The following is a 14,260-nucleotide window of genomic DNA, read 5'->3' on the forward strand; positions in this document are numbered from 1 at the left end:
TTTTTACTCTAAAAAAAATGTTTAATGATAGGGTTAACATAAATAATGGTGTATACAGTTTAAATTTTTTTAAAGCCGTGCTTATAATAACGTGCTTATAACAAACTTTACAAAAATTTTTTTAATTGCTGACCACGGGGTTGGTGTATTCAATTGCAGGAATACAAGATATTCGTTAAAAAAATTGGATTGGTCGGGATAAGCAGTATACTGGCAAGTTTAAGCCCCCTATTTTTACTTCCAATTTTAACTCAAACACTTACAGCATCTGAATATGGTGCATGGAACCAGTTCACAGTGACCATGACCATAATCCCTGCTGTAGCATCTCTGGGCCTGCCTTACACCATGGTACGATACCTTGCAGCCGCAGAGGATATGGATGAGATAAAGGAAGTGTTTTACTCCCTTGGATTTGCAACATTATTTGGAAGTTTGGTTGTGTCCATACTCATACTGCTCCTTGCAAAACCCGTTGCAAACCTTCTCTTTGAGGGTAATATTATTATCAGCCTAATTTTATCCGCCGTGATATTTTTAAACGGTTTAATACTGCTTTTTTTTGATTATTTCCGTACTTTTCAGGAGATGAAAACCTACTCCATTTTCACATTTGCGCAGGCCTACCTAACAGTGATCATCATTGCCATCCTCATTTCAATGCATTACAGTATAACTGGAGCTGTAGTTGGAGTGCTAATAACACAGTTAATTACCTTCATTGTAATGTACCTGCCAATACTATCTAAAATTGGGTTTAAAATCCCTGAATTTCATAATTTAAGGGAATACCTTAATTTTGGTTTGCCAACAATTCCCAGCAATATTTCATTCTGGATTCTGGATATAGCAGACCGTTACGTCATAGGATTACTCCTTGGACTTTCATTCGTTGGTTACTACTCTGCAGGCTACCTCCTTGGAAACATCATATCCCTGATACTGTCTCCATTTTACACAGTTCTGCTTCCAATACTATCCAAATACTATGCCCAGAACCGTGTGCACGATGTGAAACGTCTCTTGAATCATTCAATAAAATTCTTCCTCATGGTTTCAATACCAACCTTCGTTGGTCTGTCAGTTCTGGCAAAACCCATACTCAACCTGCTTTCAACACCGGAGATAGCCTCAAATGGATATATTGTAGTGCCCATAATTGCCCTTGGAGGTATCTTCTTTGGAGTTTATGGTATAATTTCCCAGATCGTTGTTCTTGAACATAAAACCAGGATAACTGGAAATATATGGATAATATCTGCAATTTTAAACGTTGTATTGGATGTCACCCTTGGATTCAAATTTGGGATCATTGGAGTGGCATTTACAACACTTCTGGTCTACATATTTTCCTTCCTTCTAACAGTGTTCTACTCATTCAAGTACATCAGATGTACATTTTACTTCGGCTTTCTTACAAAGAGCATAGGGGCATCAATTTTAATGGCATTTGTCTTACTATTCATCAATCCCCAGAAACCCTTAAGCATTCTTTTGGCATCAACTGCAGCCTTCATATTTTACATCGTTGTTCTCAGGTTGGTAGGGGGCATAAGAGATCATGAACTGATATTTTTCAAAAGCGTGGCCCTGGACGTTTTTAGAAGTATGATAAAACCCTTTAAAAAATTACAATAATTAATGAAATTAGGGCATATTATTAGATAAATTAAAAGACAAATATTGATTCAAATAATTATCATAATTAGAGAGGTGTATTTTATGTTGGGAAGAAATCAGGAAAAAAATTCAAATACTGAGGATGTAACCTGTGAAGAAGCCTTAAAAATGATAAAAGAGAATGAAAATAATCCTAATTTTGTTATTTTAGATGTTAGAACACCCGAAGAGTACGCTGAAGATCATTTTGAGGGTTCCAAAAACGTTGACTACAACTCCCCAGATTTCATAAATAAGCTTGAAGGGATGGATAAAAACAGCACATACATAGTTTACTGCAGATCCGGTGTGAGAAGCCGTAATGCAGCTAATAGCATGAGTAAAGTTGGATACAGTAAGATTTACAATGTTCTTGGAGGAATAATGGATTGTAAAGCTAAAGGGGTGAAGGTTGTAAGATGATCCATTAATCTATCTTTAATCATTGATTCAAGTTTTAATTATTTTTATTTAAGCCTGAGAATAATCAAATTCAATAAAATTAGTATGAAATAAATAAAAAAAGGGTTGACGCTGATTTTAAAAATCAGCGTGACATTATGTGTACAGCTGCGGTTCCACCGGTTCCACCAATGTTGTGGGTCATACCGATTTCAACATCATCGATCTGTCTTTTACCTGCTTCTCCACGAAGTTGCCATACGATTTCAGCTGCCTGAGCAATTCCAGTTGCACCTAATGGGTGTCCTCTGGCTTTAAGACCTCCAGATGGATTTACTGGTATTTCACCATCGGGCTGGGTCATTCCATCCTCAATTGCAGGTCCGCCCTGTCCTTTTTCAACAAATCCAAGGTCTTCTATTGCAAGGAGTCCGTTTATACTGAAGCAGTCATGAACCTCAACAACATCTATGTCCTTTGGTGTTACACCAGCCATTTCATAGGCTTTCCTGGATGCATGGATGGTTGAATCTATGGTTGTTAGGTCCCTCCTGTCGTGGAGTGCTATTGTTCCTGAAGCCTGTGCAGATGCTTTTATGTAAATTGGTGTATCTGTGTATTTCTTTGCATCTTCTGCTGGGCAGAGTATAACACCTGCAGCTCCGTCTGAAACTGGTGAGCAGTCCAGGAGTGTTAATGGATCTGCCACCATACTGGCGTTTAGGACTTTGTCCACTGTTATCTCCATTGGGAACTGTGCAAGTGGGTTTTTTGCAGCGTTTTTGTGGTTTATCACTGAGACCATTGCCAGTTGTTCTCTGGTTGTTCCGTATTCATGCATGTGACGCCTTGCCATCATTGCGTAGAGTGATGGGAATGTTACTCCCTGCTGTGCTTCCCATTCCTGGTCAGATGCAGTTGCAATTGCTGGAGTTGGATCAACAACATCTGTCATCTTCTCAACACCTGCTGAAATCACAATGTCGTGGAAGCCTGATGCAACAGCCATTATACCGTTACGTAGTGCTAAGCCCCCTGATGCACATGCTGCTTCCACACGTGCACATGGTATTGGTGTGAGTCCAGAGTGGTCTGCTATCAGTGAAGCTATGTGTTCCTGACCAACAAAAAGACCTGCAGACATGTTACCAACGTACATTGCATCCAGATCGTCTCCTTCAATATTTGCATCTTCAATAGCTTTCATCCCTGCTTCAGCTATTAGATCCCTGAATGATTTGTCCCATAGTTCTCCGAATTTGGTCTGTGAGACCCCTATAATTGCGACATCTCTCAAATGAATTCCTCCATTTAATTTAAACTAATTTAAATTAATTTTTTTAAACTTCAAAAATATCAGATGGTCCCATTAGGACATCCTTATTTTACCCTTAAATTTAGCGTAAACTGCGTAATCAACGTAGTTCTTGTTTGCAACAAGTTCCCCTACCTTTGGAGCTTTTTCTCTTACTTCTTCAATTCTGTCGTTGACAGTGATACTGAATGCATCACTTCCAGCACCTGAACCGTATGAAACTGCCATCACCCTGTCACCTGGTTTGGCAATGTCCAGAACTGCTGCAAGGCCCAGTGGTGTTGCTCCAGAGTAGGTGTTACCTATGACTGGTGTTAAGAGTCCTGTTTTGTACTGTTCTTCGTTGAATCCCAGTTTTCTGGCTGCTCTGATGTAGAATTTTCCGTTGGGCTGGTGGAATATCACATGGTCGTAGTCAGAGGCTTCTGTTCCCATTTTATTGAAGAGGCCCTTTGCTCCTGATAGAACGTGTTTGAAGTAGGCTGGTTCTCCTGTGAACCTTCCACCGTGTTTAGGATAAGGTCTTCCCTCACGCCTGTAGAAGTCTGGTGTGTCTGTTGTGAAACTGTAGGTTCCTTCAAAGTCTGCAACAGTGTTTTCCTTTCCTATGATGTATGCTGCTCCACCTGCAGATGCTGTGTATTCAAGAGCATCCCCTGGAGCTCCCTGGGCTGTGTCTGCACCGATTGCAAGGCCGTACTCAACTATGCCTGAATCCACAAGTCCCATAGCTGCCTGCATTCCTGCTGTACCTGCTTTACATGCAAATTCCAGGTCTGCTGCAGTTAGTTCTGGCGTGGCTTCAATTGCCTCTGCAACGATTGTTGCGGTTGGTTTAACAGCGTAGGGATGTGATTCTGATCCAACGTAGACTGCTCCAATCTTTTTAGGGTCTATCATTGCCCTTTTAAGTGAGTTACGTGCTGCTTCCACAGATATTGTTGCTGTGTCTTCATCTGGAGCTGGCACTGATTTTTCGTTAACAACGAGTCCTCTTGAAATTGCCTTGGGATCATCTCCCCAGACCTTTGCTATTTCTTCAACTTTTATCCTGTATGAAGGTATGTAAACTCCATATCCTACAATTCCTGACATTTAATATCACCGTTTGAAATGGTTTATACAATCAGTTGATTCTTTTTCAATCTCAAAAAAATTGATTCTTTTATAAATTATAAATAGTTACTTTTTATAGATAGCTATTACTATTTATATTGATGTTGTTTTTTCAATTTAAAATTGTATCAATATCCAAATTTTGAATTTTTAAATTTGTTTTAATTGTATTTCCTATGTTGGCTCTTCTTAAAAATATAAATTGTGATCTGGAAGCCATATGAAATAAAAATTTCATAAAAGGGAACAATTAATTTATAAAATTCTATAATTATTTTTTTTAAAGTTCTGAGTACATTTCACTTATCTTCGTATCTTTTAAAGAGGATAGAATTTAAATAAATATAAGTAATAAAACATTGTTAAAAGGGATTTATAAATCTTGTTATTACTTAATCATACACCTTGCAGGAGTTACATTTTAAAAAAGAAGGATTAAAAATGGAGTTAAAAACTAAAGATGAAATGAGGAATGGGATATGGAAAATTTTAGGAAGTATGGAAGAATCCCAATCCCGGAAAAGGTTGTATGGAAGAATTCCGGACTTTCCAGGGTCTAAAAAGGCTGCAAAACTTCTCAGAAGCACCGATGAATGGAGTAATGCGAATGTGATATTTTCAAGCCCTGATACAGCCCAGAGCTTGGTTCGTGAATATGCACTTCTTGATAAGAAGATATTACTAATGGCATCCCCTAACCTGGAGCATGGATACCTTCTCATTAACCCCAAAAGTGCAGAGGGGAATGAAAAAATAGCTTCAACCAAGGAGGGTGCATTTAAATTTGGTGAAGAAATTGAAGAATTTCCAAGGGTTGACATGGTTGTTGAAGGATCCGTAGCTGTTGATCTGGAGGGAGGTCGGCTTGGAAAGGGAAAAGGATACGGTGATAGGGAAATATCCCATCTTTTCAGTGAAAAAGCCATAGATAATATGACTCCAATTGTAACAACCGTCCATGAGGTTCAGATCGTTGATAAAGTTCCAGAGGAAGTTCATGACAGACAGATAAATATGGTGGTAACACCAGAAATGATCATTAGGATTTAAAATGAAGTTTAATGTAAATTTAGAGTTCAAACTTCAAAATCAGTGCTAATACAAAGGATCCACATTTTTTTTAATAATATAAAAAAAAATTGATTTACCTGGAGCCCATTAGAATTTCACGATTAGTGAAAGAAACTGATCCCAATCAACTTTTTCTATAAATGAAAGGTTAACTTTACTCCGGAGGATTATTTCATTGAATTTATCCTGAAAATCCCCTTTTTTAAATGTTTCACCTGTTTTTAATTCTTCAACTTCAATTATAGAGTTTTTAAGTATATCCTCAGAATCTTCACTCTCTGTAAGATCGCCTACAATGTCCAAGTCACATCTCAATGATTCATTAAATTCAATACCTCTGTAGTAAAATTCTTTAAGCATGTTCCGTTGAGATACGAATTTATAAAGGAGTATTAGATATTCCTGAAGTTCCTGTAATTCATAGTGGTTTAATTCCATTTTTGATCTCCATAGATAGTTGAACCATTCATTATAAATAATTTGTAAATAGTGCTTTTCAGGCTTACTCAACCCTAATTCCATAGATTAAAAATAATTCCATAGATTACTTAAAAAATGTTGTTCAATTTAAAGAAAAATAATTTAAAAAAAGTTATTTTAATCCCCTATTCTCCACCTGTTATCACGTCCAGATCATGGAGTTTTTCCCTCTGTTCCATTTCATTGCCCTTTAAACAGTAGATGTTGAATATTTTACCCACATCAAGTGACTGGGCAAGTTCACAGTTTGGACATTCACATCCCTTAAACTCAGTTATGCATTCCTGACTTTTACCAAGGACACAGTAAAGACCTTCCAGGGCATTTTTAGAACATTCATTGTAGGTTGAGCATGTTCCACAAATACACATGTCTTTTAAGTCTTTTATAGTCTGGTTACGGTCTTCTTCAGACATTTCAATTACTTCTTTAAGTTTGGCTTCAAACTTATCCATAAAAAAACCTCCTTTTAAAGGAATGTTTAACTCATACTATTTTCCAATTCCCTCAAGCCTTTCCCGGAACTCCTTCCTGTGACGTTTTTCCTCATCCAGAATATGTTTCAAGACACCAACAACTTCTTCATCATCTATTATTTCAATTTGGTGGGTGTAAGTTTTTATTCCATCAGATTCAAGTTTTATCTGACGTTTCAACTGACTCTGGAGGTTTTCCTCCCCAAAATCAAGTTCCCTATGTTCCATTGTAGGTTTCCCACCCCTTTTGGTTATGAGGTCTGCAAGCCACCACATGTGACGCATTTCATCAACTGCTATGGCCTCTGTCACCCTGCTTGGATCACATTCATCCATTAAAAAAGAGTTCTGAGTGTATATCATTGAAGCCTCAAGTTCCCTTACAAAATCTTCATTTAAAAGAGCTATGATCTGTTTTTTCTCCAATTTTAAAACCCCCCATTTTTTAGAGTTCACTCAAATTGAATTCAATACATATTTTTTTTGGGCAGTTGGGCTGCAACACATTCATGAACAGCATTTTATGATTATTTTTTTGTAATTTCCAACTAATTTATTTATTGATTCATTGTGCTGGTCATTTGGAAAATTCAATTTCCTTCTTTTTTATGTAGGCAAGGCCCTGAAATATTGCAACCAGTTCCCCTGTATCATCCCTTATCTCAACTGTGTAGCTTCCAAGTTTGTGGTTTCTGGATATTTCCCTGGCCTCTGCAGTTAACGCACCACCCCTCGCTGCATTCATGAAGGATACATCGGCATTTATTGCCACAGAAACCTTACCATGAGAGTTTGATGCAACTGCGAAGGTGAAATCTGCAAGTGTGAATATTGCCCCTCCATGCACAGTTCCTATGCCATTGAAATGGTCATTACCTATCTCCATCCTGGATCTTGCATATCCCTCACCTGCTTCAAGAAGTTCTATACCCAGAAATTCTGCAAACCTGTCCCTTTTAAAAAATCGTTTTAAATCTTCGTCCAACACATGAATCACATCAATTATCTTATTTTAATAGATTTAGTACAATTGTTTAACCTTCTTTTATAAAATAATTTTTAAATTCTTTTTATTTTTTAAATAATTTCTTATTAAATAGGATATATTATTAAAATTCTTAAAAAATTCTTAAAAAAATTTACTTAAAATATTTGGATGTTTTAATATTTAATTTTTAATTTAATATGGAATTTTAACGTTTAAATGGATCATATGTGACCTTAATTTTATTTAAAGACCGCAGAATCTTCTTCCCCTTTTTTCAAGGTATCTTTGATGGTACTCCTCAGCTGTCCAAAATTTCTCTGCAGGCAGGATCTGGGTTACTACAGGATTCCTGTAACGACCGGAACTTTCTAATTCTTTCTTTGAATTTATTGCAGCTTCCTTCTGCTCTGGGTTGTGATAAAATATCACAGAACGGTACTGTTCACCTACATCAGGGCCCTGACGGTTGAGTGTTGTGGGGTCGTGGGTTTTCCAGAAAACATCAAGAAGCTCAGGGTATGAGATGAGCTCGGGGTTGTAGATAACTTCAACTGATTCAGCATGACCTGTTTGTCCTGAACAAACATCATTGTATGTGGGTTTTTCAAATTCACCACCAGTATAACCAACTTCAGTATCAACCACACCTTCAATCTGTCTGAATGTCTGTTCAACTCCCCAAAAACATCCTGCTGCAAAGGTTGCCCTCTGAAATTTACCTTCTCCAAGTTTTTCATCTGTCATAACAAACACCTTTTACTTAAAACCATATCAAGAACTGTGATTTGCTGTAAGTTTACTCTTACGTTTTCCATAGAAGTAATAAACAGTTAATCCAATTGAAAGCCATACTACAAATCTGAGGTGGGTTACAGTTGGAAGCTGTGTTATTAAAAATATGCAGAATACTATTGCAGCTGCAGGTACCACAGGTACAAGGGGGCACTTAAATGGCCGTTCAATATCAGGCCTCTGCCTTCTTAAAACTATAACTGCAGCTGAAACTAGGGTAAATGCTGCAAGGGTTCCTATGTTCACGAGCTCAACTATGTCGTTCAGTGGTAGAAATGCCGCAAGCACTGATGCCACCACACCTACAAGTATTATGCCATTTATGGGTGTTTTAAAGTTTTTATGAACTTTAGAGAATCTTTCAGGTAGCAATCCATCCCGTGACATTGCGAAGAATATTCTAGTCTGTCCGAACATGTTAACAAGGAGTACAGATGTTATACCGCAGAGTGCACCTACCGATACTATTATATCTGCCCAGTGTATTCCCACCCGTCCAAGTGCGTATGCCACAGGAGCAGCAGTTGTTTTGAAGTCAAGGTATGGGACCATTCCATTTAAAACAGCTGCAACTGCGATGTACAACATTGAACTGATTATAAGTGAACCTACAATTGCTATTGGAATAGTTCTCTGGGGTTTTTTAACCTCTTCAGCTGCAGTTGTGATTGCATCAAAACCAATGTAAGCGAAGAATATTATTGCAGCACCCTTGAACACTCCACTCCAACCGTAGGGCATGAATGGATGGTAGTTGGCAGGGTTTATGTAGTTCACTCCTATCATTAGGAAGATGAGTATAACTGCAACTTTTACTGTGACGATCACTGCATTGAAGTTTGAACTTTCCCTGGCACCCCTCACAAGCAGTCCTGTTATTACTGCTATGATCAAAACAGCGGGGAGGTTTATAATTCCCCCATTAATTCCAATGGGATTTATTAAAGAGGAAGGAAGGGTTAATCCCAGTTTCATGAATATGTTGACTAAGTAACTGGACCACCCAACTGACACGGCTGCAACTATAACCAGGTATTCAAGTATAAGATCCCAGCCAATGATCCATGCCCATATCTCACCTAAGGTCACGTAGCTGTAGGTGTAGGCACTTCCTGCAACTGGAACCATGGTTGCAAATTCAGCGTAGCATAGTGCTGTGAAAAGGCATGCTGCACCTGCTATCATGAAGGACAGGATAAGTGCAGGGCCAGAATAATTTGCAGATGCTATGCCCGTTAATATGAATATTCCCGCACCTATGATAGCACCTATTCCCATTAAAAGCAGACCTCCAGATCCAAGTACTCTTTTAAGGCCTTGGTCACCAGAACTTGCATCTAAAAGACTGCTTATGGGTTTTTTCCAGAATATCTTCCGAGTCATACTCCCCTTACCTTAAGTAATGCCTGAACCTTCAGTGGGTGCTCTGCACAGATAATTTGAATTAAAAAGTATCTATAGAAAAAATGGATCCCATTAGAAGTATTTTTATCAAGGGTTACATTCATCTTCATCTGATTTAGGGAAAGATACTGTAAATACAGTTCCTTTGGTTCTATCAAGTTCAATTTTACCATCTAATTGCATCACCAAACTGTTCACAAGCTTTAAACCCAGTGATTTTGTGTTTTTAAAGTCTATATCTTCAGGAAACCCGATTCCATTATCTGCAACTTTCAGAAACACAGTATCATTATTTTTGTAGAGTTCAACTGTAACTTCGCCCATTTTTTCATCTGGAAATGCATGTTTGAAAGTGTTTGTAACCAGTTCATTTATAATCAAGCCACATGGAATTGCTGTTTCCACATCAAAAAGAACAGGTTCCATTTTTTTCTTAATATTATCAGGGTTTATCCTGTGATTGTAGGAGAGACTGTCTACTAAATCTGACATGTACTGTTTAAAATCTATTTTTGACATGCTTTCAGATTTGTAGAGTTTTTCATGAACCATGGCCATGGATCTAATGCGGTTCTGACTTTCCTGAAAGAGTGTTCTTATCTTATCATCCTGGAGGTAATTGGACTGAAGGTTCAGAAGACTTGAGATGATCTGCATGTTGTTTTTAACACGGTGATGAACCTCCTTCAAGAGCAAATCCTTCTCTTTGATGGAATTTTTAAGTTCATTTTCAGTATCTTTCAACTTCGTGATGTTCATGAGGGAGAACAAACTTTTACTTGTTCCAGGTACCACTGAAACAGTTAGGAAAATATTTTTAACATGGTTATCCCTATCAACCAATTCAAATTCATAGCTCTTTGGAACTGAACCTTGATCTGCAAGCCGTAATCTGCGATACTCCTTCATAAGATCTATGTCTTTATCTGAAACGAACTGTTGCCAAGTCATTTTGCACTCAACTTCATCCCTGGAGTAACCACAGAGCTTTTCAAAGGCACTGTTTACAAGGGAAATTCTGTCATCTTCCTCAACTATGATGGTTGCAGCACCCCTATTCTCAAATATTGCTTTGTAATAATTTTTAGATTCTTTAAGAGCTTTTTCTATTTTTAACTGTTCTGTTATATCCTGGAATATACAGTGAGTTTGTTTGAAGTTTCCATCTTTATCATAGCTGATCCTTCCTGTGAATGAAACATTCAATCTGGATCCATCTCTGCATAACATCACAAATGTTACTCCAGAAATTTTTCCTGCTGCCTTGAAACGTGGAAAGTTAGTTCTAAAGTGTTCCCTGGATTCTGGTGTTAGAAAATCTCCAAACCAGTGACCTAAAACCTCCTCACGATCATACCCTAACTTCTCAAGCCATTCCAGGTTAACTTCTATTATAAATCCTTCCTGATTCAGGGATTGATATGCAAGGGGTGCCTCCCTGTATAATGTTTTGAATCTTTTCTCCTTTTTTCTGAGTTTTTTTTCTATTTTAGAGGTATGAATGGCCATTTCCACGGAACATCGGACTTCATTTAAATCCAGTGTTCTCAAGGGGTACAGGTAATTGTCTCTAAAGTTCTGGAAAGGTTTCTCATATTCTGGATTTAAAACAGTTATCACGGGGATTTTCAAGGTTTTAAGCAGTTCAACTGTTTCAAGATAAAGAGAATCTTCTTCTGGAGGATTTTCAATGAAAATTAGATCCGAATGAGATTCCATGGCTTTGTTGAGGGCTTCCTTCCCAAAACTGGATCCGTAAATGGTTTCATAACCTAAAGACTCTAAAACATGCCAAAGCTTAATTAAAAGGGGCTTTTCTTTGAAAACCAGCAGTATTCTTTCTTTGACCATTTTAAAACCTTCAAATAAAGATTAAATAATTTTTTTCATTAATTATATGTTTTCCAATCCTCAGTTTTCTTAATATAATCTTTGAACTTATTAAAATATAAAAATTTGCTTCTAATGTGAATATAATCACACAACATGAAAAATATCTTGAAGATGATCACCCTATCCAGTGGATAATAATTTTAGCCATGAAAGAGATATAAAACTCTTTAATGAAGAACAGAACTGTTGCCGAGATATTGAATAAAACTGCAGATCTTCTGGAAATGGATGGCACCAATTTCCGGACAAAAGCCTACAGAAGAGCTGCACATACAGTTGAATTCCTTCCAGAGGATATAAAATCTGTCAAAGATGAGGGAAAGCTTGAAGAACTTCCTGGAATTGGAAAAAACATAGCCAAAAAGATTGAGGAAATAATAGATACTGGTGGTCTGGAGTACTACGAAGATCTTAAAGCCATGTTTCCAGTTGATTTTGAGGAACTCATGTCTGTTGAGGGAGTTGGTCCGAAAAAAATAAAACTTTTTTATGACACCTTGGGTGTTAGAAACCTGAAAGATCTTGAAGATGCCGCCAGAAGGCATAAAATTCGAAGATTGAAGGGCATGGGGCCAAAAACTGAACTTCTTATTTTAAAAAATATCCAGTTTGCAAGGACAGATACCGGACGAAAACTCCTGGGCCAAATACTGCCCCTTGGAAAATCTCTTAAAGAAAAAATTAATGGATTGGACACTGTTTTCAAGGTTGAGATTGCAGGATCCATCCGAAGAAGAAAAGAAACAGTGGGAGATATAGATCTGCTAGTTGTAGCAGATGATAGTATGGATGTTATGGATAAATTCACTGAAATGAGGGGTGTTGAAGAGATAATATCTAAAGGTCCTCTGAAGTCTACTGTGAGACTTGAAGATGGTTTTGAAGTTGATCTCAGAGTTTTCAGGGAAGAATCCTTTGGATCTGCCCTTGTTTATTTTACAGGTTCCAAGGAAACCAATGTGGAACTTCGAAAAATTGCGATTTCAAAGGGACTTAAACTCAATGAATATGGGGTTTACAGGGATGAAACCATGATTGCAGGGAAAACTGAGGAGGAAGTTTTCAGGGCATTGGGTATGGACTGTCCTGAACCTGAACTTCGTGAGAACCAGGGTGAAGTAGAAGCTGCACTTACAGGGAAACTTCCAGATCTTGTGGACTACCATGGGATCAAAGGAGACCTGCATCTGCACACAAATTGGAGTGATGGAAACTCTAAAATTGATGAAATGGTATTAAAATCTGTGGGTATGGGTTATGAGTACATGGCTGTAACAGACCATTTCAGGAGTATCTGGATTGATAATGGGGTGGATGAAAAGGATTTAAAAAAACAGTTACTGGAACTAAAAGCCATAAACCGGGAACTTGAAGACACTGGGGTGGATATGTGTGTTTTCAGTGGTGTTGAGGTTGATATTGATGATAAGGGAAATCTAAACCTTGACAGGGAAGTTCTTGAAGAGATGGATATTGTTGTGGCTGCCCTTCACTCTGGTTTAAGACAGGATAAAAATGAATTAACAGATAGAATTGTGAATGCCATGTACAATGAATATGTTGACATAATAGCCCATCCCACAGGACGTAAGATCCTTGAAAAAACTGGTTACAAGCTGGAATTTGAAAGGATAGTTCAAGCATCCCTTGATACAAACACATTTCTTGAGGTGAACTCAGATCCAGACAGGCTGGATTTGAATGATGTCATGATCAGGGAGGCCATTGCCCAGGGATGTAAACTTGTGATAAACAGCAACTCCCACAGTTTGGAAGAGATGGATCATATGGAATTAGGAGTGGCCACTGCAAGGCAAGGCTGGGCAGAATCAAAGGATATTACCAATACCTTACCCTTAAAAACTTTTAAAAAAATGTTAAATTTGAATTGAATCAACAGGGTTAAAAGGGCAAATTAATGTTTTGCAGAACCCCATGTCCATGTATACCTAACTGATTAAACAGCAGAGTACAGATGTTTAAATTACATCCATTATAAAACAAGAAAAGGCTAGTCAAAAAAAGGCTAGTAATCCGTTTAAACCTTTAAAATCAAATGAATCCATGAAAAGAATATAAAACTAAGAATTAGTTAAATAATAAATTTTATTAAAGTTTTATAAAAAATAGTCCATGAAATAATATAGAATAATTAATATAGAATAACTCATCCAATACAAAAAAAATGTGTTTTATTTTAGTAATATAATTTTAAAGGGTATGGCCGGCAGCGTTAAAGAGTTCCCATAGACTCCCGTCTACAGTACAATCAAAAACGCAGGAGGACTTCACTTCTGGGATCGAAACGAGACCAGGTATAACCCCTCCGCCATGACCGCCGAACCATATATTACACCCGTAAAAGTGAATATAAATATTTATTTTTACGACAATCAACTAGTTTGTCAAACAACCTATATAAAACCCACACATCATGCTCCACCCCAACTGAATACACCTAACCAGAACCATACAAACGGAAGAAGAGAAATAACACACAAAAAACACACTAAATCCTCTAATACCGTAGTTCTATAAAAGGAAAAGTAATACATATATAAGAAGACATTTTTTAGATAAATCCACGAAAGACTTCTATCCATTTTTTTTTATGAAATCATGCAAATCGGACGTTGGAAACCGCGGACTGAACAACTCGGCCGA

13 protein-coding genes and 1 rRNA gene are annotated in these 14,260 nt (G+C 37.5%); 4 read left to right on the forward strand and 10 right to left on the reverse strand.

The features are described from left to right. The first annotated feature begins 153 nt into the window (after window positions 1-153). Entirely contained in the window at window positions 154-1,638 is a 1,485-nt protein-coding gene (locus J2756_RS10770) for a flippase (RefSeq protein WP_209585463.1), read from the forward strand. 84 nt (window positions 1,639-1,722) lie between these two features. Continuing rightward, window positions 1,723-2,082 carry a rhodanese-like domain-containing protein gene (locus J2756_RS10775; protein ID WP_209585464.1) on the forward strand — a complete coding sequence of 120 codons (360 nt, stop codon included), beginning with the start codon at window positions 1,723-1,725 and terminating at the stop codon, window positions 2,080-2,082. 124 nt (window positions 2,083-2,206) lie between these two features. Here the strand turns inward: J2756_RS10775 and J2756_RS10780 are convergent, their stop codons facing one another. Both J2756_RS10780 and J2756_RS10785 read right to left on the reverse strand, forming a co-directional pair. Next, window positions 2,207-3,358 (reverse strand): thiolase domain-containing protein, encoded by a 1,152-nt coding sequence (locus J2756_RS10780; protein WP_209585465.1) that lies wholly within the window; start codon window positions 3,356-3,358, stop codon window positions 2,207-2,209. A 72-nt stretch (window positions 3,359-3,430) separates the two neighbouring features. Continuing rightward, on the reverse strand, window positions 3,431-4,471 hold the full coding sequence (locus J2756_RS10785) for a hydroxymethylglutaryl-CoA synthase (protein ID WP_209585466.1): 1,041 nt from the start codon (window positions 4,469-4,471) through the stop codon (window positions 3,431-3,433). Window positions 4,472-4,933: 462 nt separating this feature from the next. On the opposite strand from J2756_RS10785, the gene J2756_RS10790 reads away from it, so the two are divergent. Then, window positions 4,934-5,542 carry a 5-formyltetrahydrofolate cyclo-ligase gene (locus tag J2756_RS10790; RefSeq protein WP_209585467.1) on the forward strand — a complete coding sequence of 203 codons (609 nt, stop codon included), beginning with the start codon at window positions 4,934-4,936 and terminating at the stop codon, window positions 5,540-5,542. A gap of 108 nt (window positions 5,543-5,650) precedes the next feature. Here J2756_RS10790 and J2756_RS10795 read toward each other — a convergent pair whose 3' ends face one another. The 7 genes from J2756_RS10795 to J2756_RS10825 all read right to left on the reverse strand — a co-directional run bounded on the left by J2756_RS10795 (window position 5,651) and on the right by J2756_RS10825 (window position 11,554). Beyond that, entirely contained in the window at window positions 5,651-6,001 is a 351-nt protein-coding gene (locus J2756_RS10795) for a hypothetical protein (protein ID WP_209585468.1), read from the reverse strand. A gap of 167 nt (window positions 6,002-6,168) precedes the next feature. After that, window positions 6,169-6,498 (reverse strand): DUF2769 domain-containing protein, encoded by a 330-nt coding sequence (locus J2756_RS10800; protein WP_209585469.1) that lies wholly within the window; start codon window positions 6,496-6,498, stop codon window positions 6,169-6,171. A 36-nt stretch (window positions 6,499-6,534) separates the two neighbouring features. Beyond that, window positions 6,535-6,945 carry a ferritin-like domain-containing protein gene (locus tag J2756_RS10805; protein WP_209585470.1) on the reverse strand — a complete coding sequence of 137 codons (411 nt, stop codon included), beginning with the start codon at window positions 6,943-6,945 and terminating at the stop codon, window positions 6,535-6,537. Window positions 6,946-7,096: 151 nt separating this feature from the next. Further along, window positions 7,097-7,507 (reverse strand): PaaI family thioesterase, encoded by a 411-nt coding sequence (locus J2756_RS10810; protein WP_209585471.1) that lies wholly within the window; start codon window positions 7,505-7,507, stop codon window positions 7,097-7,099. A gap of 243 nt (window positions 7,508-7,750) precedes the next feature. Further along, window positions 7,751-8,251, reverse strand: coding sequence for a peptide-methionine (S)-S-oxide reductase MsrA (gene msrA / locus J2756_RS10815; RefSeq protein ID WP_209585472.1), 501 nt, complete (start codon window positions 8,249-8,251; stop codon window positions 7,751-7,753). A 27-nt stretch (window positions 8,252-8,278) separates the two neighbouring features. Beyond that, the gene (locus J2756_RS10820; RefSeq protein WP_209585473.1) at window positions 8,279-9,682 is read right to left on the reverse strand and encodes an amino acid permease; all 1,404 of its coding nucleotides are present in this window, start codon (window positions 9,680-9,682) and stop codon (window positions 8,279-8,281) included. 108 nt (window positions 9,683-9,790) lie between these two features. After that, on the reverse strand, window positions 9,791-11,554 hold the full coding sequence (locus J2756_RS10825) for a PAS domain S-box protein (RefSeq protein ID WP_209585474.1): 1,764 nt from the start codon (window positions 11,552-11,554) through the stop codon (window positions 9,791-9,793). A gap of 212 nt (window positions 11,555-11,766) precedes the next feature. On the opposite strand from J2756_RS10825, the gene polX reads away from it, so the two are divergent. Then, a complete protein-coding gene (gene polX, locus J2756_RS10830; protein WP_209585475.1) occupies window positions 11,767-13,488 on the forward strand; it encodes a DNA polymerase/3'-5' exonuclease PolX in 1,722 nt (573 codons plus the stop codon). 330 nt (window positions 13,489-13,818) lie between these two features. Here polX and rrf read toward each other — a convergent pair. Continuing rightward, window positions 13,819-13,939, reverse strand: a 5S ribosomal RNA gene (gene rrf / locus J2756_RS10835). Between the last annotated feature and the right edge of the window lie 321 nt (window positions 13,940-14,260).

Source organism: Methanobacterium aggregans (assembly GCF_017874455.1).
GTDB classification, from domain to species: Archaea; Methanobacteriota; Methanobacteria; order Methanobacteriales; family Methanobacteriaceae; genus Methanobacterium_C; species Methanobacterium_C aggregans.

What these genes read in the sequence shown, in the direction of transcription:
- J2756_RS10775 (WP_209585464.1), top strand. Translation starts at nt 1,723, where the DNA reads ATGTTGGGAAGAAATCAGGAAAAAAATTCAAATACTGAGGATGTAACC.
- J2756_RS10785 (WP_209585466.1), bottom strand. Translation starts at nt 4,471, where the DNA reads ATGTCAGGAATTGTAGGATATGGAGTTTACATACCTTCATACAGGATA.
- J2756_RS10790 (WP_209585467.1), top strand. Translation starts at nt 4,934, where the DNA reads ATGGAGTTAAAAACTAAAGATGAAATGAGGAATGGGATATGGAAAATT.
- J2756_RS10795 (WP_209585468.1), bottom strand. Translation starts at nt 6,001, where the DNA reads ATGGAATTAAACCACTATGAATTACAGGAACTTCAGGAATATCTAATA.
- J2756_RS10800 (WP_209585469.1), bottom strand. Translation starts at nt 6,498, where the DNA reads ATGGATAAGTTTGAAGCCAAACTTAAAGAAGTAATTGAAATGTCTGAA.
- msrA (WP_209585472.1), bottom strand. Translation starts at nt 8,251, where the DNA reads ATGACAGATGAAAAACTTGGAGAAGGTAAATTTCAGAGGGCAACCTTT.
- J2756_RS10820 (WP_209585473.1), bottom strand. Translation starts at nt 9,682, where the DNA reads ATGACTCGGAAGATATTCTGGAAAAAACCCATAAGCAGTCTTTTAGAT.
- J2756_RS10825 (WP_209585474.1), bottom strand. Translation starts at nt 11,554, where the DNA reads ATGGTCAAAGAAAGAATACTGCTGGTTTTCAAAGAAAAGCCCCTTTTA.
- polX (WP_209585475.1), top strand. Translation starts at nt 11,767, where the DNA reads ATGAAGAACAGAACTGTTGCCGAGATATTGAATAAAACTGCAGATCTT.